20 protein-coding genes and 1 pseudogene are annotated in these 20,610 nt (G+C 67.9%); 3 read left to right on the top strand and 18 right to left on the bottom strand.

The annotated features are described in order from the left end of the window. Position 1 precedes the first annotated feature (1 nt). From DWG18_RS06910 to DWG18_RS06940, 7 genes and pseudogenes are all read right to left on the bottom strand, one after another. Positions 2-3,286 carry an EAL domain-containing protein gene (locus DWG18_RS06910; protein ID WP_115646521.1) on the bottom strand — a complete coding sequence of 1,095 codons (3,285 nt, stop codon included), beginning with the start codon at positions 3,284-3,286 and terminating at the stop codon, positions 2-4. Positions 3,287-3,387: 101 nt separating this feature from the next. Next, a complete protein-coding gene (gene asnB, locus DWG18_RS06915) occupies positions 3,388-5,094 on the bottom strand; it encodes an asparagine synthase B (protein WP_115646522.1) in 1,707 nt (568 codons plus the stop codon). 282 nt (positions 5,095-5,376) lie between these two features. After that, positions 5,377-5,748, bottom strand: coding sequence for a VOC family protein (locus tag DWG18_RS06920; RefSeq protein WP_115646523.1), 372 nt, complete (start codon positions 5,746-5,748; stop codon positions 5,377-5,379). Positions 5,749-5,779: 31 nt separating this feature from the next. Next, positions 5,780-7,231: a UdgX family uracil-DNA binding protein gene (locus tag DWG18_RS06925; RefSeq protein WP_115646524.1), complete on the bottom strand. Its 1,452-nt coding sequence runs from the start codon at positions 7,229-7,231 to the stop codon at positions 5,780-5,782. Then, a complete protein-coding gene (locus DWG18_RS06930) occupies positions 7,231-8,463 on the bottom strand; it encodes a putative DNA modification/repair radical SAM protein (RefSeq protein WP_115646525.1) in 1,233 nt (410 codons plus the stop codon). The genes DWG18_RS06925 and DWG18_RS06930 overlap by 1 nt, the downstream gene beginning before the upstream one ends. A gap of 73 nt (positions 8,464-8,536) precedes the next feature. Further along, positions 8,537-9,142: pseudogene (locus DWG18_RS06935) on the bottom strand (UdgX family uracil-DNA binding protein); the annotation flags it as partial. Between the two features lie 101 nt (positions 9,143-9,243). After that, the gene (locus DWG18_RS06940; RefSeq protein WP_115646527.1) at positions 9,244-9,933 is read right to left on the bottom strand and encodes a DUF3298 and DUF4163 domain-containing protein; all 690 of its coding nucleotides are present in this window, start codon (positions 9,931-9,933) and stop codon (positions 9,244-9,246) included. On the opposite strand from DWG18_RS06940, the gene DWG18_RS06945 reads away from it, so the two are divergent. Next, a complete protein-coding gene (locus tag DWG18_RS06945; RefSeq protein ID WP_115646528.1) occupies positions 9,923-10,141 on the top strand; it encodes a hypothetical protein in 219 nt (72 codons plus the stop codon). The genes DWG18_RS06940 and DWG18_RS06945 overlap by 11 nt on opposite strands. Positions 10,142-10,158: 17 nt before the next feature. On the opposite strand, the gene DWG18_RS06950 is transcribed toward DWG18_RS06945, so the two are convergent. From DWG18_RS06950 to DWG18_RS06965, 4 genes are all read right to left on the bottom strand, one after another. Then, positions 10,159-10,872 (bottom strand): pseudouridine synthase, encoded by a 714-nt coding sequence (locus DWG18_RS06950; RefSeq protein WP_115646529.1) that lies wholly within the window; start codon positions 10,870-10,872, stop codon positions 10,159-10,161. Positions 10,873-10,932: 60 nt separating this feature from the next. Then, entirely contained in the window at positions 10,933-11,205 is a 273-nt protein-coding gene (locus tag DWG18_RS06955) for a GNAT family N-acetyltransferase (RefSeq protein WP_115646530.1), read from the bottom strand. A 62-nt stretch (positions 11,206-11,267) separates the two neighbouring features. Beyond that, entirely contained in the window at positions 11,268-11,864 is a 597-nt protein-coding gene (locus DWG18_RS06960; protein WP_115646531.1) for a rhomboid family intramembrane serine protease, read from the bottom strand. Positions 11,865-11,883: 19 nt separating this feature from the next. Further along, positions 11,884-12,516: a glutathione S-transferase family protein gene (locus DWG18_RS06965; protein ID WP_115646532.1), complete on the bottom strand. Its 633-nt coding sequence runs from the start codon at positions 12,514-12,516 to the stop codon at positions 11,884-11,886. A gap of 83 nt (positions 12,517-12,599) precedes the next feature. Between DWG18_RS06965 and DWG18_RS06970 the strand changes: the two genes are divergently transcribed. Both DWG18_RS06970 and DWG18_RS06975 read left to right on the top strand, forming a co-directional pair. Continuing rightward, on the top strand, positions 12,600-14,363 hold the full coding sequence (locus DWG18_RS06970) for a M14 family metallopeptidase (RefSeq protein WP_115646533.1): 1,764 nt from the start codon (positions 12,600-12,602) through the stop codon (positions 14,361-14,363). Positions 14,364-14,410: 47 nt separating this feature from the next. After that, positions 14,411-15,442, top strand: a complete 1,032-nt coding sequence (locus DWG18_RS06975; protein WP_115646534.1) for an MliC family protein — start codon at positions 14,411-14,413, stop codon at positions 15,440-15,442. Here DWG18_RS06975 and DWG18_RS06980 read toward each other — a convergent pair whose 3' ends face one another. From DWG18_RS06980 to DWG18_RS07010, 7 genes are all read right to left on the bottom strand, one after another. Continuing rightward, on the bottom strand, positions 15,443-16,192 hold the full coding sequence (locus tag DWG18_RS06980; RefSeq protein ID WP_115648081.1) for a DUF72 domain-containing protein: 750 nt from the start codon (positions 16,190-16,192) through the stop codon (positions 15,443-15,445). It lies immediately after the preceding gene. 40 nt (positions 16,193-16,232) lie between these two features. Next, positions 16,233-16,787, bottom strand: a complete 555-nt coding sequence (gene thpR, locus DWG18_RS06985; RefSeq protein ID WP_115646535.1) for an RNA 2',3'-cyclic phosphodiesterase — start codon at positions 16,785-16,787, stop codon at positions 16,233-16,235. Positions 16,788-16,912: 125 nt separating this feature from the next. Further along, on the bottom strand, positions 16,913-17,542 hold the full coding sequence (locus DWG18_RS06990; protein WP_115646536.1) for an alpha-ketoglutarate-dependent dioxygenase AlkB: 630 nt from the start codon (positions 17,540-17,542) through the stop codon (positions 16,913-16,915). A 41-nt stretch (positions 17,543-17,583) separates the two neighbouring features. Then, on the bottom strand, positions 17,584-17,970 hold the full coding sequence (locus tag DWG18_RS06995; RefSeq protein WP_115646537.1) for a YbjQ family protein: 387 nt from the start codon (positions 17,968-17,970) through the stop codon (positions 17,584-17,586). A gap of 78 nt (positions 17,971-18,048) precedes the next feature. Beyond that, a complete protein-coding gene (locus DWG18_RS07000) occupies positions 18,049-18,537 on the bottom strand; it encodes a DUF1579 domain-containing protein (RefSeq protein ID WP_115646538.1) in 489 nt (162 codons plus the stop codon). Positions 18,538-18,560: 23 nt separating this feature from the next. Further along, a complete protein-coding gene (gene ggt / locus DWG18_RS07005) occupies positions 18,561-20,309 on the bottom strand; it encodes a gamma-glutamyltransferase (RefSeq protein WP_115646539.1) in 1,749 nt (582 codons plus the stop codon). Further along, the gene (locus DWG18_RS07010) at positions 20,306-20,569 is read right to left on the bottom strand and encodes a YfhL family 4Fe-4S dicluster ferredoxin (RefSeq protein WP_115646540.1); all 264 of its coding nucleotides are present in this window, start codon (positions 20,567-20,569) and stop codon (positions 20,306-20,308) included. Before DWG18_RS07010 ends, ggt begins: the two co-directional genes overlap by 4 nt. Positions 20,570-20,610: the final 41 nt, after the last annotated feature.

Below are 20,610 nucleotides of genomic sequence, written 5' to 3' on the forward strand. Positions count from 1 at the left end.
GTCAGACGACTGCTGGCGCCGGAACGGCGGACGCGACCGCATTGCGTTCGCGTTCGACGTAGCGCATGAGCAGCGGCAGCAGTTCGTCGAACGGCATCGGGCGACCGAGCAGGTAGCCCTGCACTTCGTCGATGTGGCGCTCGCGCAGCCAGTCCAGCTGCAGTGACGTTTCGACACCTTCCGCGACGGTGCGGATGTCCAGCGCGTGCGCGAGGCCGATGATCGAGTTGCAGATCGCGGCGTCGTCCTCGTCGCTGCCGAGGTCGCGCACGAACGATCGATCGATCTTCAGACGATCGATCGGGAAACGCTTGAGGTAAGCCAGCGACGAATAGCCCGTGCCGAAGTCGTCGATCGAGAAGCTCACGCCGAGGCCGGCGATCTGGCGCATCAGCTCGATCGCACGTTCCGGATCCTGCATCAGCAAGCCTTCGGTGATTTCGAGTTCCAGCACCTCCGCCGGTAGGCGATGACGCTGCACCGTCTCCGCCACGTACTGCACGAGTTCGTCGTTGAACTGTGCCGGCGACACGTTAACGGCGACGCGCAGTTGCGGCAGGCCGGCGTCGGCCAGCAGGCGGTAGTGGCGGGCCGCCTGGTCGAGCACGCGCCGGCCGAGATCGACGATCAGACCACTCTCTTCGCAGACCGGAATGAACTCGCCCGGCATCAGCAGGCCGCGTTCCGGGTGGTTCCAGCGCACCAGCGTTTCCAGCGCGACCGGACGTTCGTTGGCATCGAACAGCGGCTGGAACACCGGAACGAATTCGTCGCGCTCCAGTGCTCGGCGCAGCTCGGCGACGAGCTGCACGCGGCGTGACACGCCGTCGACGAACTCGGCCTGGAACGGCACCGCGCGATTGCGGCCCTGGCGCTTCGCCTGGTGCATCGCGAGATCGCCGTGCTTGAGCAGCGTCTCGACGTCCTTGCCAGCTTCGGGGAAGCGGCACCAGCCCAGGCTGGCCGTCAGCGTGTGCTGCGTGTCGCCGAGGTCCATCGGGCGCGAAAGCGCCTCGGTGATGCGACGGATGACTTCGGTCGCGCCGCTGTCACCCATCTGTTCGGTCAGGACGATGACGAACTCGTCGCCGCCGAAACGCGCGACGGTGTCGGTTTCGCGCGCAACGCTGCGCAGGCGGTCGGCGACTTCGCGCAGCACCTGGTCGCCCGCGCCGTGGCCGAGCGCGTCGTTGACCAGCTTGAAGTCGTCGAGGTCGATGAAGATCAGCACGCCGCCGCGGCCGTAGCGCTGTGCATTGAGCAGCGCCTGCTGCAGGCGGTCCTGCAGGAGCTGGCGGTTCGGCAGATCGGTCAGGGAATCGTGCGTGGCGCGGTACGCGAGACGCTCTTCGTAGCTTTCACGCTCGCTCATGTCGAGCATGCCACCGACGACGCGCAACGCGCGGCCGGTGCTGTCACGCTGGATGAAGGCGCGGTCGATGACGAGTGCGTAGCTGCCGTCGCCGCGGCGGTAGCGATACTGCTCACGCCACTCGCCGTCGTCGCTTTCCAGTGCGTGCTTGAGGCCGTTGGTCACGCGCGCGTGGTCCGTCGGGTGCACGCGGGTCGACCACTCCTCGATCGGCGAGACGTCCTGCGGCAGGGTGCCGAAGCGCGTGTAGTAGCTCTCGCTCCACCACACTTCGCCGCTCTGCACGTCGTAGTCGTAGACCGCGTCGCTGGTCGCGCGCGAGACGAGATGGAAGCGTTCCTGCGCGCGCTCGCGCTCGGTCACGTCTTCGGCGGCGACCAGGCGCGCGTTGCGGCCGTGGAAGTCGATGTCATGGTTGTAGATGGCCATGCGCATGACATGGCCATTGCGATGCAGGTGCGTCCACACCTTGCCCTGCGGGCGGCGCGAAGAGGCGTCCGCCGCCGCGGCGCGCACCGCCTCGTGCTCGGAGTCGGGGCGGAAGGACAGCATGCTCGCGCCGATCAGTTCGTCGCGCGTGTAGCCGTAGTGCGAAACCATCGCGTCGTTGATCGCGAGGATCTGCAGCGTGTCGCGGTCGAACACCCACATCGGCAGCGGGTTGTGTTCGAAGAGGAAGCGGTACTCCTCCTCCGCTTCGTGCGCGCGCTCGCGGGCTTCGACCAGTTCGGTTACGTCCTGCTGGATGCCGCGCACGATCGTCTGGCCATACTCGTCGTGCGTGACGAGCGACCGCGCGAGAACGACACGCTCGGCGCCATCGGTACGGCGGATGCGGAACTGGACGTCGGTGGGGCCGCCGCTGGCCATGACCTCGACACCGCCCGCTTGCACGATCGCGTGGTCGTCGGGATGCACCAGCTCCATGACGTCGTCCAGCGGCATCGCGCGGGTGGTTTCCGGCAGGCCGTAGATCCGCGCGCCCTGGCGGCTGACCTGGATGATCCCGGTGCGCGGATCCCATTCGTATTCGCCGAGCATGGCGAGCGTCTTCGCCTGCTCCAAGCGCTCCTCGCGGTTCTCGAGCTGGTGCAGCACGCGATCGAAGCGGCGGACCAGCCAGCTCCACGCGAGCGCCAGCAGCAGCGCGATGATGCAGATCGCGCCCGCGGGCCGGCCCCAGAGGTCCAGCATCTGCGGCGGTTCGGTGCCCACGATGATCGCGAGGCCGGTGCCTGGCAGCCGGCGGAACGCATGCTCCCGCCAGCGTCCGTCGCTCAGCGTCGCCGAGACGTAGCGCCCTTCGCGCAGGCGCGCGTAGTGCGGTTCGAACAGCGGCGAGCGGCCTACGGGCGAGCCCAGGCCGCGTTCCGTGCGCGGCCAGCGCGCGACGAGCACGCGGCTGTCCTGCACGAGGCTTACAAAATCGTGCCGATCCAGGCGGTACCCGCGGACGACGGCGGTGAGTACTTCGGGGTCGATCGTCGCCCGGACGATGCGGTCGCCCACGCGACGCGAGACCGGAAGGCGCCACCGTCCGCCGATGCGCGTCGGCGCGCCCACGCGCGCCCCGGATGCGCCCATCGAATCCGCCGCGGTTGCCGGCGTGACCGTGACGTCGGCCATCGGCACGAGTGCGGTGCCATCCGACGTGGAGGCCGCGCCCGCCAGCTGGCGTCCGAGCAGCCCGAGTCGATCGAGGAGCTGGCGCTGTACCGCGTCGGCGACCAGCCGGCTGCGAACCTCGCGCGCGTCCTGGTATTCGCGATAGTCGGTGACCGCGAGCACGACGGCGATCACCGGCAGGAGCGCGGCCAGTCCCCAGCCCACGGCGAGCAGCCGCAGCCGGCGCCGCTCGCGCGCCGGACGGGCGCCGACGGCGGATGTGCTGGTGCTCGCCATTGTGGAAGTCATGCCGCTCCGGTCACTACAGGCGGAACGGCCGGGCACCCCAAGGCACCCGCCACGCCCGCGTTCTCCCGATCGTTAACGGGCGCGGGCGGGCCGGTCTTGAGTCATGCAGCCGTGACGCGCGTCTCGCCTGCCGGTGCCAGTGCCGCTTCGTGGACGCCAGCAACCGCGCGGCCCGACGGATCGGCGGCATTCGCGAAGGCAGCGTCCCAAGCGATCGCGGCCGGCGTCGAGCAGGCGATCGACTTGCCGCCCGGCACCGTGCGCGCACAGGCCTCGCCCGGATACCAGCGCTCGAACAGCGTCCGGTAGAGGTAGGCCTCCTTGGCCTGGGGCGGGTTGATCGGGTAGCGGAACTCGGCGGTGGCGAGCGCGGCATCGGTCACCTGCGCGTCGGCATGCGCCTTCAGCGAATCGATCCAGCCGTAGCCGACGCCGTCGCTGAACTGCTCCTTCTGCCGCCACAGGATGGAATCGGGCAGCGCACCTTCGAATGCTTCGCGCAGCACGGCCTTCTCGATGCGGCCCTTGCCCGCCATCTTCGCGGTCGCGTCCATGTGCATGGCGACGTCGAGGAACTCGGTGTCGAGGAACGGCACGCGTGCTTCCACACCCCAGGCCATCATCGACTTGTTCGCGCGCAGGCAGTCGAACTGGTGCAGCGCCTCGAGCTTGCGCACCGTTTCCTCGTGGAATTCGCGCGCGTTCGGCGCCTTGTGGAAATAGAGATAGCCGCCGAAGATTTCGTCGCTGCCCTCGCCCGACAGCACCATCTTGATGCCCATGGCACGGATGCGGCGCGCGAGCAGGAACATCGGTGTCGACGCGCGGATCGTGGTGACGTCATATGTTTCGATGTGACGGATGACTTCGGGCAGTGCGTCGATGCCCTCCTCCACCGTGTAAGTGAAGCCGTGATGCACGGTGCCGATCGCATCGGCCGCGATCTGCGCAGCGGCGAGATCCGGTGAGCCTTCGAGACCGATCGCGAACGAGTGCAGGCGCGGCCACCACGCCTCACTCTGATCGTCGTCCTCGATGCGACGCCGCGCATAACGTGCGGCGACGGCGGCGACCAGCGACGAATCCAGGCCGCCGGACAGCAATACGCCGTACGGCACGTCGCTCATCATCTGGCGATGCACGGCGCGTTCGAACGCGTCGCGTAGCTCGGCCTTCGATACCTGCACGCCTTCGGTCGCTTCGAAGCGACGCCAGTCACGCACGTGGTAGCGACGGAGCTGACCGGTCGCGCTGTCGTACCAGTGCCCAGGCGGGAAGGGGCCCACGTCGGGGCAGTTGCGCGCGATCGCCTTCATTTCCGATGCCACCCACACGCGACCATCGGCATCGTGCCCCCAGTACAACGGGCAGACGCCGATCGGATCGCGCGCGATCACGAAGCGGCGCGCTTCGCGATCCCACAGCGCGAACGCGAAGATGCCGTTGAGCCGGTCGAGCCACGCGCCGATGTCGGCCTCATGCGTGTAGAGCGCGCTGATCGGTTCGCAGTCCGAGCCGGTGGTGAACGCGTAGTCCGGCATGGACGCACGCAGCTCGCGGTGGTTGTAGATCTCGCCGTTGACCGCGAGCACGACGCGGCCGTCCTGCGACACGATCGGCTGCGCGCCGCCAACCGGGTCGACGATGGCGAGGCGCTCGTGCACCAGCAGCGCCGCGTCGTCGGCGTGCACGCCACTCCAGTCGGGGCCGCGATGGCGTTGTCGCGCCGACATGGCGAGCGCGAGGGGCCGAAGCACGTGGAGATCGGCGTCGGGACGGAGGTCGAACGCGGCGAGGATCGAGCACATGGTGGGGAGCCTTCTTCGTGGGGTTTGATGTTCGGGATGCAGAAACGAAGAAGCCCGCACTTCTCAGTGCGGGCTTCGTGGTCGATCAGCGTGTGTTGCGCGCGCTAATCGCCGGCCCGCGGGAGGCTGGCGTTATTGCGATTGTTATTGACGCGCGCGTCGACGCGCCCGAAGCGGGCGGCGTTCAATGCGAGGGCGGGCGTCGAGACCATGGGTCGATCCTGCCCGCGATTCCAGCAGCAGGCAACCCGCGTTCGCGACCGTTCGTCCGAACGCGCGCCTTCACGCCATCGAGTGCAGGCCGAACATGTTGCCCTCGGTGTCGACGGCGAGCGCGATGAATCCGTACGGCCCGATCGACATCTTGGGCTTGTGGATGCGGCCCCCAGCCGCTTCCACGCGTGACGCCTCGACGGCGCAGTCGGCTGTGCGGAAGTAGACGATCGTCGATGCACCGCCTGCCTTCAGTCCGTCGTAGTGCACCAGCGCGCCGCCGGCGCCGGGCTGATCGGGCGTGGCGTCGAACGCCCACATCTGGATCTCGGGCGACGGCAGCTGCGAGAGACGGCGCTCCAGCACCGTCTCGTAGAAGCGGCGTGCGCGCGCCATGTCGTCGACGTAGATCTCGAACCAGTTGACGGGGTTGAACGACATGGCGCTTCTCCGCGGGGACGAAGGTCGGATGCTAGTCCGCGCCGATCAATGCAGGTGTTGCGAGCGTCGGCGCGTCCCTCGGCGTTGCGTGCGCCACACGACGCAGATCCTCGAGCAGACCGCGGTACGCCTCGTCCTGTACATCCAGCGGCTGTCGCAGCACCCACGACGGATGCACCGTCGCGAGCACGGGCGTGCCATCCGGCGCCGGATGCCAGCGTCCGCGTTCGCGCATCAACGGAAACCCACGACCGAGCAGTGCCGTCGCCGCCGTCGCGCCGAGGCCGACGATGTATTCGGGCTGCAGCAGTTCCAGCTCTCGCTCCAGCCAGCCACGACACGCCGCCTGTTCCGCTGCGTTCGCGCGCTGGTGGATGCGCCGCTTGCCGCGCTGCTCGAACTTGAAATGCTTGACCGCGTTGGTGACATACACGGCACTGCGATCCAGTCCCGCCTCCGCCATCGCGCGGTCGAACAGGCGACCGGCGGGCCCAGCGAACGGCCGACCGCACAGGTCTTCCTCGTCGCCCGGCTGTTCACCGACGAAGACGATGCGCGCATCACGCGGACCTTCGCCCGGCACCGCCTGCGTCGCCGGCTGCCACAGCGGGCAGTTGCGACAGTCACGAAGCGCGAGATGCAACGCGTCGAGATCGTCGACCGGCGTTGCCTGCGCAAAGACCGGCGCCGGAATCACGCGTCTCGCCGGCTCGGGCGAGCGCGCCACCATCGCATCGACGCGACGCGAAGCATCGCGCATCAGCTCGGGCAGATCCTGCGCTTCGGGCAGGTGCTTCCAGAACCGCACCGGCATCTCGGCCTTCATCGCGCGCGGATTCAATCGTGCGGGATTGAAGATGCTCGCGTAATAGCGCCGCCATAGCGCCTCGCCCGCATCCTCGCGTGGCACTTCGCTGCGATCGCCCCCATCGCCGAGTGCAAGCGCCTCGCCATCCCAGATCGCGCGCCGGTACGGCGTGAGGATCGCCCAGCGCATGCCGGCGAAGCGCTTGGCAAAGAATGGCGCGACCAGATCGACGACGTGATGATCCGGCTCGTACCAGGCGACGAACGTGTTCGCTTCGCCCGGCACTTCGCGGAAGCGCACGAACGCCTTCATCTTGTGCGAATCGCGGTGCACCGCCTTTTCCATCTGTGCCGCGCGACGCACCTCGACATCGGCGTTGTGCTCGAGCAGCGACGTCTCGCCCTGCGTGATGCGCCACAGCAACCGGTACAGCAGCGCGTGCCGCTGCAAATCGCGGTGCGCGACCACGGCCTGCGCAAGTCGAAGGAACGCACCGGGAACGTTCGGTGCGGCGTGCACGACCGGAGCATCGTCGAGCGCACGCCCGCCGAGCAGGCCGTCGACATCACCGTTCCATTCAATCGACTCCGGCGCGATGCCCGCCTGCAGCGCGCGACGCGCCGCATCACGCCACGCGCCAAGGTCCCATGCCGGCTCGACGACTGCACGCCACATCAGAACAGCGTCGCCTGCATCGGTGGCGGCGCGAGGCTGGCACGCAGACGGTCCGGGCGTTCAAGCGTGCCGCTCGGACGATGATCGAGCGTCTGCACGAATGGCCCGACCTTGCGCAGGCTGGCGCCCAAGCGCGCCAGATCGTCGAAGCGCAGGCGCGCGAAGCGGCGCGACGACAGCACGCGCTTGACGGTCTTGGTGCCGAGGCCCGGCACGCGCAGCAGCATTTCCTGCGGCGCGGTGTTCACGTCGACCGGAAACTTCGCCGGATGGCGCAGCGCCCAGGCGAGCTTGGGATCGATGTCGAGATCGAGCATGGCCGCGCCGGAATCGCGCGGCGCGATTTCATCGACATCGAAGCCGTAGAAGCGCATCAACCAGTCGGCCTGATACAGGCGATGTTCGCGCACCAGCGGCGGCGATTTCAGCGGCAGCGCAACTGACGCATCGGGAATCGGACTGAAGGCCGAGTAGTAGACGCGCCGCAGTCGATAGTTGCCGTAGAGGTTCGCGCTGGTGTCGAGGATGCTGCGGTCGTCCGCATCGTCCGCGCCGACGATCATCTGGGTACTCTGCCCCGCCGGCGCGAAAACCGGCGCGTGGCGGGTGGCCTTTCGCTCTTCCTTCGCTTCCTCGATGCGCCAGCGCAGCTGCCCCATCGCGCCGCGAATGCTGCGCGACGTCTTTTCCGGCGCGAGCGACGACAGCCCGCCTTCGGTCGGCAATTCGATGTTGATGCTGAGCCGATCAGCGTGTCGGCCCGCTGCGGCGAGCAGCTCCGGTGAGGCTTCCGGAATCGTCTTCAGATGGATGTAGCCGCCGAAAGCGTGGTCCTCGCGCAACGAGCGCGCGACTTCCACCAGCTCCTCCATCGTGTAGTCCGCATTGCGGATGATGCCGCTCGAGAGGAACAGGCCTTCGATATAGTTGCGACGGTAGAAATCGAGCGTCAGCCGCACGACTTCGTCGGTGGCGAAGCGCGCACGACGCACGTTGCTGCTCCGCCGGTTGACGCAGTACGCGCAGTCGTAGACGCAGAAGTTCGTGAGCAGGATCTTCAGCAGCGACACGCACCGGCCGTCGGGCGTGTAGGAATGGCAGATGCCCATGCCGCCGGTGCTGCCGATACCGCCCGTGCCCGACGAGTCGCGCACCTTGCCGCCGCTCGATGCACAGGACGCGTCGTACTTGGCGGCGTCGGCGAGGATCGCGAGCTTGTCGATCGTATTCACGGCCGGCTCCGTCGGGGAGCGGCCGATAGTGGCGATGGCGCGTCTCGGCCCGTGAGACGCGGCCGGCGCGGGCTCAGCCGTCGTCGTTCATCTCGCTGAGCAGCGCCAGGTCATCGCGGAACGTTCGGTACGCCGCGCGGCGATCGGCATCGCCGCGCTGGCGCAGCACCCAGGACGGGTGCACGGTCGCAAAGGCACGACGGCCGTCCGGCAGCGACTGCCATTGCCCGTGCTGTTTCATCAGCGCGAACTTGGAGCCGAAGATCGCCTTCGCCGCGATCGCTCCGAGGCACACGATCACGTCGGCCTTCACCGCTTTCAGTTCGCGCTCCAACCAGAGGTGGCAGGCCTTCTGCTCGGCAGGATCGGGCTGCTTGTGGATGCGTCGCTTGCCGCGCGGTTCGAACTTGAAGTGCTTCACCGCATTGGTGACGTACATCGTCTTGCGATCGATGCCGAGCTCATCGAGCGCACGATCGAACAATTGACCCGCCGGACCCACGAAGGGCTCGCCCGCGATGTCCTCGCTGTCGCCCGGTTGTTCGCCGACGACGAAGATGCGCGCTTTCGGCGAGCCGCGGCCGAACACGGTCTGCGTGGCGGGCCGCCACAGGTCGCAGCGCTTGCAGGCCTCGGCCGCCTCGCGAAGTGCGCGCAGGCTGCTGCCGGCGGGTTCAGGGGCGGTGCCTTCGGGGACGTCGGGAAAGCGTTCGTCTCGTCGACGCGCGGCCGGCGCGCGAGTGCGCGTCGCCGGGGCGTGCGTCGCCGGACGCGGCGTCATCAGCCGGTTGTCGCGAACAGTGCGCGGTACGCCGGAGCGACGTCCTGCACCAGCTGCGCCGCCGGCAACTCGACCGTGTGGGTGCCATCGGAAAACGGCCCGACCTGGTACGGCGGGAACACGAAGCGCAGCGCGCTGATGTGCCCGGCGTCGTCGAAGACCGGCTCGAACACCGCGAAATCGTCGGCCTTCGGTTCGGTGCCGCCTTCGATCATCGCCGTCGCCGACTTCAGCAGCTGCGCGCGCTCATGCGGCGCGATCTCATCGGCGTCCAGGCGCTGCTGCAGTTCGGTCTGCAGCTGCGTGCGCACGTCGGTCGCGATGCGCTGCCAGCTCTGCGCCTGCGGGAACAGCTCGGCGGCGGTCAGCTGGCGGTTCTGCGCAGGCAGCCAGACCCAGCGCTGGATCATCGGCGTGCTGTGCGCGCCGCCGGTAAAGGTGCTGCCGTCGACCGCGAGCACAACGAGCTGCGGCGATTCGTGGCGAAGCTGGAACTCCAGCGACAGCTCGTACGGCCCCGCAGCCGTGCCCGGCGGGCGCTGGCGTTCGGCGTCGAGCACCTGCTGGCGCGCCTGCGCGGCGTAACGCTGCGCGAGTGCGGCGAGCCCGGGATATTTCGACAGGTCCTTGGGGTAGCTGACGCCGATGACGTGCTTCGACGAGGTGTCGAGCACGTCCTTGATCTCCACGCGCGATGTCGCCGGGATCGCGGCCGTCGGCGATGCAGCCGACCGCGCTCCCGGCGTCGAGGCGTCGTGCTTCTGGCAGGCGACAAGCAACACGCAGGCGACCGCGGACGCGGCCAGCCAGGGCGCACGGCGGGAAATCATCGAAGAGGGGGTCATGCAGCGTCGAATTGAACGGGGCGTCGACGCGAAATTAATGGGCCGCGTGTGACGCCCGCATCCACGCGACTACCAGTCGGTACGACCCGGCACCAGCCCGTGCAGTTCGGCGTCGGTGAGGTTGCGCCACTGCCCGACCTTCAGATGGGCGAGCTTGACGCCGCCGATGCGCACGCGCACCAGCGTCTTGACCCGATAACCGAAGTGCGCGGCCATCAGGCGGATCTGCCGGTTCAGGCCCTGCACCAGCGTGATGCGGAAACCGAAGCGCCCGAGCTTTCCGGTGCGGCACGGCAGCGTCATCTGCCCATGCACCGGCACGCCACGCGCCATGCCGCGCAGGAATTCGTCGGTCACCGGGTTATTCACCGCGACCAGGTATTCCTTCTCCAGCTTGTTCTCCGCGCGCAGGATCTCGTTGACGATGTCGCCGTTGCTGGTGAGCAGGATCAGGCCTTCGGAATCCTTGTCGAGGCGGCCGATCGGAAAGATGCGCTCCTGGTGGCCGACGAACTCCACGATGTTGCCGGGGACTGAACTCTCGGTCGTGCAGGTCACGCCCACCGGCTTGTTGAGCGCGATGTAGACATGGCGACGCTTGCCCGGTGCCGCCTTGCGAACGGCGAGCTTCTGCCCGTCGAGCAGCACCTCGTCGCCTTCGGCCATTTCCGCGCCGACGCGGGCGCGCAGGCCGTTGACGGTGACGCGGCCTTCCGCGATCAGGCGGTCCGCTTCGCGTCGCGAGCAGAGGCCGGTGTCGCTGATGTATTTGCTGATTCGCATGGCGGGGTCGGGCCGGCGTGGGGCGCGGATGCTGTCACAACCGCGCGCTGCGTGCAGCGGTCAGCTTGCGAGCACGTCCGCATAGTCGGGGTGGCGCTGCGCCCAGGCGACCGCGTAGCTGCAGGCCGGACGGACACGGAGGCCGTGGGCACGCGCGTAGTCGAAGCCGGCACGCACCAGGTCACCCGCGATGCCGCGCCCGCCGATTTCGGACGGAACGCCGGTGTGCGTGATGACCAGGACGTCGCCCTCGCGGCGGTAGTTCATCTCGGCCTCGTGGCCGTCGGTGAGCACGACGAAACGCTCGTTCTCGGGCTGGTGCTGGATGTCCATCGAAGGCTCCTCGTGTCGAAAGCGGTGAGCAGACACCGGCCGTGATGCAGACGCGGTGAGCGTCAGAAGTGCGGCGACATCAGCGCGGCGAGGAAGTGCGGGCCCACCGCGGGATTCATGACCAGCATGAACAGCACGCCGTAGATCGCGCCGGACAGGTGCGCGTTGTGGTTCACGCCATCCTGGCTGTTGCGATCGGCCCACCACGACCAGCCGACGTAGCCGATGCCGTAGAGGACGCCGGGCACGGGGATCGGGATGAAGATCATCATCCACGGATCGATCAGGATCGCGGCGAACAACATGGCAGCGACCGCGCCGGACGCACCGAGGCTGCGATAACGGCTGTCGTCGCGATGACGCAGGTAGCTCGGCAGGATCGCGACGACCACCGCGGACACGTAGAAGAAGACGAACACGACCGGGCCGGCGAGGCTTTCGATGACCTGCTCGGTCAGGCGACCGAAGAAGAACAGTGTCAGCATGTTGAAGAACAGGTGCGACAGGTCCGCATGGATGAAGCCATGCGTGAGCAGCCGATCGACCTGTCCCCGTTTCACCGCGGGCGGCCACAAAATCAGGCGTTCGGCGAGCCGGCCGTTCTGGAACGCGAGCCATGAAACGATCGCGGTCACGGCAATGATGAGAAGAGTCAGCATGCAGTCGGGCGTCCGGCCGTCAGGCCCAGTCGGTGAGGCCTTCGCGCTCGTAGAGCGTGGCGAACGAGGGTCGCGCCTTCATCTTGGCAGCGAGCGCGCCCAGATGCGGAAAGCGGTCCGCGGGCTTGGGCATGTTGCGCGACCAGCGCATCAGCATCGTCAGGTAGAAGTCGGCGATGCTCGGCTGTCCACCCAGCAGGTAGGGCCCGTTCTTGGCGAGGTGGTCGTCGAGACGCTGCCATGCCGCTTCGATGCGCGGGATCACCTGCTGGCGCACCAGCTCCGCATTGGCCTCGCCTGCCGGCTCGTGCGGATACCACCAGATGCGAAACAACGGTTGCACCGCATTCGCGAGGTGGAACATCCACTGGTTATAGGTCGCGCGCTCTGGTGCGTCGAACATCGGCGCAAGGCGGCCGGACGCGTAGCGGTCACCCAGCGTCATGATGATGGCCGCGGCTTCGAACATCGGTCGGCCTTCATCGACGAACGTGGGCACGACGCCGTTCGGATTGAGCGCGAGGTATTCGGGGCTCTTCTGTTCGCCGGCCGCTGTGTCGACCTTGCGAAGCTCGGCGTCGAGGCCCAGCTCGATCAGCAGCCAGTGCACGACGAAGCTCGCCGCGCCGGGGGCGTAGTACAGGGTGCGCATCGGAACACTCTGGACGGGACGGACGGCGATGATCGCACGGCCAGCCGGCTACCATCCCGGCTCCCTTGCCGATCCCGCCGCCGATGAACCGCACGCCGCTGCTCGTTGCCCTGCTCGCCGTCGCCCTCCCCGTCTTCGCGCAGGACGCGCTCACCACCGTCGCCGAGCGCAGCGGATTCGTGCGTACGGGGCGTTACGACGAGGTCATCGCCCTTTGCGACGCCTTCGCCGCCAAGTACCCGAACGCGGTGCGCTGCGAGACCTTCGGCACCACGCCGGAAGGCCGGCCGATGAAGGCGCTGATCGCCTCGACCTCCGGCGCTCTGACGCCCGAAGCCGCGCGTGCGAAGAACCTGCCGGTGACGCTGATGCAGGGCGGCATCCACGCCGGCGAGATCGACGGCAAGGACGCCGGCTTCCTCGCACTGCGGGAAATGCTCGACGGCAAGCTCGCGAAGGGTGTGCTCGACCGTCAGGTCTTCGTGTTCGTGCCGGTGTTCAACATCGATGGCCACGAACGCTTCAAGGCCTGGAACCGCCCGAACCAGCGCGGGCCCGAGGAAATGGGCTGGCGCGCCACCGCGCAGAACCTCAACCTCAATCGCGACTACATGAAGGCCGACGCGCCGGAGATGCGCGCGATGCTCGCGCTGATCGAGCGCTGGGATCCGGTCGCGTACGTCGACCTGCACGTCACCGACGGCGCGAAGTTCCAGCACGATGTCGCGGTGCAGGTCGAACCGGTGAACTCGGGCGACGAGAAGCTGCGGGTCGCCGGTCGCGCGCTGCGCCATGGCACGATCGATCGACTCACCAGACAGGGCGCGCTGCCGCTGCCCTTCTATCCGTCGTTCGTGAAGGGCGACGACCCGTCGTCCGGCTTCGAGGACGGCGTGTCGACGCCGCGTTTCTCGCTGGGCTACATGCAGCTGCGCAACCGCATGGCGATGCTGGTCGAAACGCATTCGTGGCGGCCGTACGCCTACCGCGTCAACACGACGCACAACGCGATCATCGCGGTGCTCGAGCAGGTGGCCGCGAACGGCGTTGCCTGGCAGCGTCTTGAGCGTGAGGCCGACGATCGCGCGACCAAGCTGGCCGGAACGTCGGTGCCACTCGACTACAAGGCCACCGAGGCCGCACGTACGATCGACTTCAAGGGCTACGCCTACACGCGCACGCCGTCGACGGTCTCCGGCGCGTTGATGACGCGCTATGACGAGAGCAAGCCGCAGATCTGGCGCATCCCTCTGCACGACGTCGTCGTTCCGCGCATCAGTGCCAATGCACCGCGCGCCGGCTACGTCGTGCCTGCCGCGTGGATCGACATGGTCAAGCCGACGCTCGACGCACACCGCATCCGGTACACGCGCCTGGACGCGCCGCTCGACAACATCGCCGCACAGAGCTGGCGTGCGAGCACGATCAAGTTCTCGTCGGATTCGTTCGAGGGCCACCAGCGCCTGGACGCGCAGGGCACGTGGACGCCCGAAACGCGTTCGCTCGTCGCCGGCGCGCTGTTCGTACCGATCGCGCAGCCGAAGGCGCGACTGGTGATGGGCCTGCTCGAACCCACCGCACCCGACGCGATCGCCGCGTGGGGCCGCACGAACACGGCGTTCGAGCGCAAGGAATACATGGAGGATTACGTCGCCGAGGAAGAAGCGGAAAAGATGCTCGCCGCCGATCCCGCGCTGCGGGCCGAATTCGACAAGCGCCTGAAGGATGATCCGGATTTCGCGAAGAGTCCCGAGCAGCGGCTCGAGTTCTTCTACCGCCGCCACAGCGCGTGGGACGAGCGCTACGGCCTGTATCCGGTGCTGCGCGTGGACACGGCACCGCGCTGACGCGGGATGAACGCGACCGGCGGCATCGTGCGTGCAGAGGTGACGTCATGACCACACGATCCGTTCTGTTCTTCCTTGCCTGCACCGCGTTGTTCGCGGGCTGCAACGCGCGCTCGCCCGATTCGCCGTCCGGCGCCGCACCCGCAGCGTCGGGCGACGCGCCACCTCCGCCGCCGCGTGCGACCGCATCAATCGCACCCATCCACGGCATCGCGACGTACGTGGAACGCATCAAGATGCCGCCGGGTGCGTCGCTCATGGTGGAGCTGCTCGACGCGGCGTCGGGGTCGGTCGCCACCAGCAAGACACTGGGCGACGTCGCCGGTCCGCCCTACCCGTTCGAACTCCCCGTTCCGTCGACACCGCATCCCGCCGGTTATGCCGTGCGCGCGACGCTGATCGGTCCGGACGGCCAGCGCTGGTTCGAAACGCCTGCGCCGGTCGGCGCCATGCCCGGCGGGGACGTCGTCGAAGTGCGCATGCGTCGCGCGACGGCCGGCGATGCGGCGCCCGTCGAGCCCAGTGGACCGATCGCGCACTGGGAATGCGGCGACCTCGGCGTGATGTCGCGCTTCGACGACACGCCCAAGCAGGTTCGACTCGCGTACAACGGCGCGTCGCTCACGCTGCCGATCGCGATGTCGGCGTCCGGTGCGCGCTACGCCGATGCCCACGGCAACGAGTTCTGGACCAAGGGCGCGACGGGCACCCTCACGTTGACGGGTGAAGCCGCACGCGATTGCGTGCAGGCGAGGCAGGCTTCGCCATGGAACCAGGCGGTGCTGACCGGCGCGACCTTCCGCGCGGCCGGTAGCGAGCCGGGCTGGATGGCCCTGATCGCCGGCACGCCACCGAAGCTCGACGCGCTGCTCGACTACGGGCAGGACCACGTCACTGCGACCCTCACGGCAACGGCGAACGGCTATAAAGGCGTGGACGTCTCGGGTCGCGCCGTGCGCCTCGAGATCCGCAAGGAGCGTTGTCGCGACGGCATGAGCGGCCAGGCCTTCGAGGCGACGGTCACGCTCAGCGTCGGCGACGGCGTTTACCGCGGCTGCGGTGCGAACCTGCAGGACTGATCACGCCGGCTTGCGTGCGCGGGTGAGCATCGCCTGCAGTCGCAGCGCGTCGGGAATCGCGTGGCTGTGCGCGGTGTTGTCGAACACGACCCAGCAGTCGTGACCCTTGCGGCGCGCGGCGCGGATGTCGCGCGCCCAGGGCTGCAGTCCTTCTTCGCCGTACGCGTCGTAGTAGATGCGCGGCGAGCCGTGCAGGCGCCAGTAGCGCACGCGGCCGGCGCCGCCCGGCTTTGCCGCCTCCGCGTCGCGCACGGGGTCGGCAGCGACGCGGGACACCTCGAAGCGCGACCAGAACGCGTCCGTCTTCTTCTCGAACCACGATGCGTGGCGAGGCTCGCAGACGATGGCGCCGTCGAAACGAGCGCGCAGTGCACGGAAGAACGCGTTCGCGGTGCGGGCCTCGAACTGCAGGCTAGGCGGCAATTGCACGAGGATCGGCCCGAGGCGATCACCGAGCCCGCTTACCTGCGAGAGGAACGTGTCGATCACCGGAACGCAGCCGCGTAGCCGCGCATCGTGCGTCGCCGCGCGCGGGAACTTAACTGCGAACCGGAAGCCCGACGGGACGCTCGCCGCCCACTTCCCGTACGTGGACGCCTGATGCGGCCGATAGAACGAGGAATTGATCTCGGCCATGTTGAAACGCCGCGCATAGCGTTCGAGATGGGTGCCGTCGCCGGGAAAGAACGGTGCGCTCGCCCGCGACAGACTCCACCCTGCGCTGCCGATGTGCAGTTGTTTGCTTGCCATGCCGAAAGGCTGCATGCGCAATGCGTGCGCGCCGTGAACGCTAGGGCTGAAGCGGCCAGCGATCGACGATGTCGTAGCAACCGTCGTGGCTGTGCACGAGCACGAAATCGTGGACGGACCACGGAACGGGATCGATCGCGACCTCCGCCAATCGTCCCCGCACGTTGCGTAGAACCGTCACATGCGGGGTAAAGCGTTCGTGCGAGCGATAGCGGATGCCTGCGTCGTCCAGCGCCCGTCCGAGCGAAGCCCACAGCGCCTCCAGCCCGGCATTGGCCGAAGGCGCAAGCCAACCCACGCGTGCCGCTGCAAAACCGCCCGCATGATCGATGACAAGACGGAGCGCGTCGGCGCGCACCGTTGCCGCCGCATCACATGCCTGTTCAATCACGTCGTCCGGTGGGGCGGGCCAGCCGCCGAGAAAATGCAGCGTCAGGTGATGCTTTTCGCTCGCGGTGCGTCGACCCGCCCCGACGAACATCTCCACGCCGTGCGTGGCCCGACCGAGCGCGACGCGCACGTCATCCGTCGGCCACAGCGCGAAGAACAGCCGATGGCCGCCGCCGGTGGTCGCAGGATTCGGGTTCGCTGTCACATCGCGAGTCTAGGCGTTCATGGCACGTGCGACCGGTGATCTCCGCAGCTGTTCCGCCGGCAATGTGCCGTGGCCCGCCCGCATGTTTTCCGTAAGCCATGCACGGCCGCTTCACGGCCGCCCGATCAGCCGGCAGGCCGATAGCCTCGCAGCAGGTCACCGCCCGGCTGGCGCACGCGAAACGCGAGGCTGATGCGCGGGCCAACGGCCTCGCGCGTCTTCGGGATGCCGTGGTCGTGCGTCGACTGCGAGGCATGGCTCATCAGCAGCAGGCTGCCCGGTTCGAGCGGCAGGCGGATGCGTCGTCCGCGAATGCCGGGCTTGGGCGTGATCACCATGTCGCGCACATCGCCGAGCGAAACCAGTGCGATCGGCTGCCGCGGCATCAGCGCGTGCAGCGTGTCGCTGTGCGGGGCGACGCTGTCGCCGCCGTCGCGATAGAGGTTGATGCCGACCGAGTCGAACGGCGCATCGACCACCTGTTGCACGACCTGGAGTATTTCGCCGACTGCCGACGGCAATGCAGGCGCATCGAGTGGGTACGACGCGATGAGGCGCGGCACATCGACCGTGCGCTCGTACATCTCCCGCTGCAGCGCGCGCCATTCGACGTTCTGCAGCAACGCGTGGAACAAGCGCGACGCCGTGTCGACATCGATCAGGCCGGGGCGATAGCGGATGCCGCCCTCGGCGTCGTCGAACAGGGCGACGTCGCCGGTGGCGAAAAGCGAGGGCTGGCCGGTGGACGAAGGCATGGCGACAGGGTCGCCCGCCCGCGTCTCACAGGCGGTGAATGTCAGCGTTCGGGCTCGACGACGACGGCCGTGCCGTAGCACAGGACTTCGGTGAGTCCCGCCATAAGCTCCGTCGCGTCATAGCGCACCGCGATGACGGCATTCGCGCCCAGCTGGCGCGCGTGCAGCATCATGTCGCGGTAGGTCTCCATGCGCGCCTGCTCGCAGAGCTGCGTGTAGATGGTGATGTTGCCGCCGAACAGCGTCTGGATGCCGCCGAGGAAATTGCCGACCACCGAGCGCGATCGCACGGTGATGCCACGCACGAGTCCCAGGTTGCGCACCACGCGCATGCCGGGGAGTTCCAGCGCGGTGGTGACCATCGTGTCATTGAGCGACAGCGCACCGTTGGCGTGCGAGGGCGCGGCAGTGTTGTTGTACGGGTCCATGTCGACTCCTCGCAAAGCGCCATCATTCCACGGCCGCTTCGAGGCTAACGCCCGCCCGTCGATTTTCCGCGCGACCGCTTAGGCGCGGCGGCGGAAATCCATCGTCCAGTTGGTTTCCCAGCTCGCGCCACCGTCGGCCGAGAACGCCTGTTCCCAGCGCAGGTGGTCGGCATTGGTCTTCGACCAGATGAAGCGGATGACGATCGGCATGTCGCCGAACATGTCATTCGCGAAGAAGGTGCCGACGCCGTTTTCGAAGCGCCCCACCACCGGCACGTCGACGCGATCCGGAAAGCGGCCGTCCAGCCACCAGATCGACCACGTGCCCTTCGAGGCGTCGTACGAGCGCAGCGCGACCGCGCGGAATTCGCCTTCCGGAAACTTGAGCAGGTTGTCTTCGATGTTGCCGAAGCCGCCGAGCACGGCGCGCGTCGACATCTCCCCGTCGAACTCCACCCATTCCGTGCAGTTCGCGAGGCGTTCCTTGAGGCGACGGTGCGTGACGTGCCAGTCGCCGATCACGAAGTCGAAATCCGTGGGCGCGTTGGTCAGTGATTGAAGTGCCATGACTCTCGTCCCTGAAAGAAGGATCAGCGCTCGGCGCCGCTGGGCCGCAGGTCGGTGGCCGCCTTGCCGCTCGGATTGCGCGGATCGGTGCCGCCCTCCAGCGTGTTCGCCCGCTTGTCCCAGGCAACCGTCTGAAGGTTGCCCCAGCTCGCCTCGGCGGCGTTGACCTTGTGGCCCATCGCTTCGAGTGCGGTCACCGTTTGCGGATCGAGTGCACCAGCTTCGGCGGAGATCACATCCGGCAGCCATTGATGGTGGATGCGCGGCAGCGCAGCGACCTGCTGCGCGGAAAGCCCCGCGTCGTAACCGAGCATGCCGAGCAGGACCTCGGTGATGATGCGGCTGCCGCCGGGCGCGCCGATCACGACGAGCTTGTCTTTCGACTCCATGAAGCTCGGCGACATCGAACTCAGCATGCGCTTGCCGGCCTTGGGCGCATTCGCCTCGAAGCCCATGACGCCGAACGCGTTCGCGGTGCCCGGCTTGAGCGCGAAGTCGTCCATCTCGTTGTTGAGCAGCACGCCCGTTCCCGGCGCGACCATGCCGGAGCCGTAGGTCAGGTTGACCGTCTGCGTCGTCGACACCAGGTTGCCCTGCGCGTCCATGATCGAGAAGTGGGTGGTCTCGTCGTCTTCCAAGGGCGCGGGCTGACCCGGCAGCAGGTCACTCGGCGTCGCCTTGTCGGGGTGGATGGTGGCGCGCAGGCCGGCCGCGTAATCCGGCGACATCAGGCGCGACAGCGGCATCTTCACGAAGTCCGGGTCGCCGAGGTAGATCGTGCGGTCGCGGAATGCGCGGCGCATGGCCTCGGTGAGGATGTGCGTGCGATGCGCTGCGTCGAGCTTCTGCAGGTCCCAGCCCGATACCGTCTGCAGGATTTCAGCGAGCGCGACGCCACCGGACGACGGCGGCGGCGCGGTCGTGATCTTCCAGCCGCGGTAATCGAACTTGAGCGGCGTGCGCTCGCGCACGCGGTAGTTCTGCAGCTCGGCTGCGGTCCAGTGCCCGCCCTCCTCCGTCACCGCCGCGAGCAGCCTGGTCGCGGTTTCGCCGCGGTAGAAGCCGTCGAAACCCCTGGTCGCGATCAGCTCCAGCGTGTGCGCGAGTTCCGGTTGCTCGAACGTTTCGCCGACCTTCGGCGGATCACCGTCAGCGAGGAACACCGCGCGCGTGCCGCGATAGCGCTCCATCACCGTGCGCCGACTCGCATAGCCCTTCTCGAGGCGCGGATAGACGGGAAAGCCTTCGCGCGCGATGCGGATCGCCGGCGCCAGTGTCGTCGTCAGCGGCAGCTTTCCGTACTTCTGCGCGATGTGCACCAGCGCGGCGGGTAGACCGGGAATGCCGGCCGACCACGGGCCGTTCTGCGCGCGGTCGCGATCGAGATCGCCCTTGGCATCGAGGAACGCCGCGGGCGTGGCCGATTCCGGCGCGGTTTCGCGCGCGTCGACGAAGACGTCGCGACCGGTGTTCGCGTCATGCAGGAGGAAGAACCCGCCGCCACCAATGCCCGAACTCACCGGCTCGACCACCGACAGCACGCCCGACACTGCGACCGCCGCGTCGAACGCATTGCCGCCCTTGCGGAGCATCTCCATGCCGGCATCGGTGGCGAGCGCGTGCGCGCTGGCGATCGCTACGCCGGGCGGGTGCGCGCCGCGCGTCGTCGTCGCGGCCGTTTTCGCCGGCACCGGGCCTTTCGCGGCCGCAGGCAGCGCGACGACCAGCGAGAAAACGGCGATGGCGAGCACGTGCAGCACAGGACGCTTCATGGAGTCTCCAGCGAGCCACCGGCGAGCGCGATCGCTTTCGCCAGCAGCTCGTCGCGGGTTTCGGGATGGGTGGGATCCGGGTCGATGCATTCGACGGGACAGACGACGACGCACTGCGGCTCGTCGAAGTGACCGACGCATTCCGTGCAGCGCGCCGGATCGATCACGTAAATGGTCTCGCCCTGCGCGATCGCCTGGTTGGGACAGGCCGGCTCGCACACGTCGCAGTTCACGCAGAGGTCGTTGATGCGGAGGGACATGCCGCGCCGGATCGGGATCGGAGGGGGATTGTCGCACCCGC

Source organism: Lysobacter sp. TY2-98 (genome assembly GCF_003367355.1).
Classification (GTDB): domain Bacteria; phylum Pseudomonadota; class Gammaproteobacteria; order Xanthomonadales; family Xanthomonadaceae; genus Cognatilysobacter.

What these genes read in the sequence shown, in the direction of transcription:
- DWG18_RS06910 (WP_115646521.1), bottom strand. Translation starts at nt 3,286, where the DNA reads ATGACTTCCACAATGGCGAGCACCAGCACATCCGCCGTCGGCGCCCGT.
- asnB (WP_115646522.1), bottom strand. Translation starts at nt 5,094, where the DNA reads ATGTGCTCGATCCTCGCCGCGTTCGACCTCCGTCCCGACGCCGATCTC.
- DWG18_RS06920 (WP_115646523.1), bottom strand. Translation starts at nt 5,748, where the DNA reads ATGTCGTTCAACCCCGTCAACTGGTTCGAGATCTACGTCGACGACATG.
- DWG18_RS06925 (WP_115646524.1), bottom strand. Translation starts at nt 7,231, where the DNA reads ATGTGGCGTGCAGTCGTCGAGCCGGCATGGGACCTTGGCGCGTGGCGT.
- DWG18_RS06950 (WP_115646529.1), bottom strand. Translation starts at nt 10,872, where the DNA reads ATGCGAATCAGCAAATACATCAGCGACACCGGCCTCTGCTCGCGACGC.
- DWG18_RS06955 (WP_115646530.1), bottom strand. Translation starts at nt 11,205, where the DNA reads ATGGACATCCAGCACCAGCCCGAGAACGAGCGTTTCGTCGTGCTCACC.
- DWG18_RS06960 (WP_115646531.1), bottom strand. Translation starts at nt 11,864, where the DNA reads ATGCTGACTCTTCTCATCATTGCCGTGACCGCGATCGTTTCATGGCTC.
- DWG18_RS06965 (WP_115646532.1), bottom strand. Translation starts at nt 12,516, where the DNA reads ATGCGCACCCTGTACTACGCCCCCGGCGCGGCGAGCTTCGTCGTGCAC.
- DWG18_RS06970 (WP_115646533.1), top strand. Translation starts at nt 12,600, where the DNA reads ATGAACCGCACGCCGCTGCTCGTTGCCCTGCTCGCCGTCGCCCTCCCC.
- DWG18_RS06975 (WP_115646534.1), top strand. Translation starts at nt 14,411, where the DNA reads ATGACCACACGATCCGTTCTGTTCTTCCTTGCCTGCACCGCGTTGTTC.
- DWG18_RS06980 (WP_115648081.1), bottom strand. Translation starts at nt 16,192, where the DNA reads ATGGCAAGCAAACAACTGCACATCGGCAGCGCAGGGTGGAGTCTGTCG.
- DWG18_RS06990 (WP_115646536.1), bottom strand. Translation starts at nt 17,542, where the DNA reads ATGCCTTCGTCCACCGGCCAGCCCTCGCTTTTCGCCACCGGCGACGTC.
- DWG18_RS06995 (WP_115646537.1), bottom strand. Translation starts at nt 17,970, where the DNA reads ATGGACCCGTACAACAACACTGCCGCGCCCTCGCACGCCAACGGTGCG.
- DWG18_RS07000 (WP_115646538.1), bottom strand. Translation starts at nt 18,537, where the DNA reads ATGGCACTTCAATCACTGACCAACGCGCCCACGGATTTCGACTTCGTG.
- ggt (WP_115646539.1), bottom strand. Translation starts at nt 20,309, where the DNA reads ATGAAGCGTCCTGTGCTGCACGTGCTCGCCATCGCCGTTTTCTCGCTG.
- DWG18_RS07010 (WP_115646540.1), bottom strand. Translation starts at nt 20,569, where the DNA reads ATGTCCCTCCGCATCAACGACCTCTGCGTGAACTGCGACGTGTGCGAG.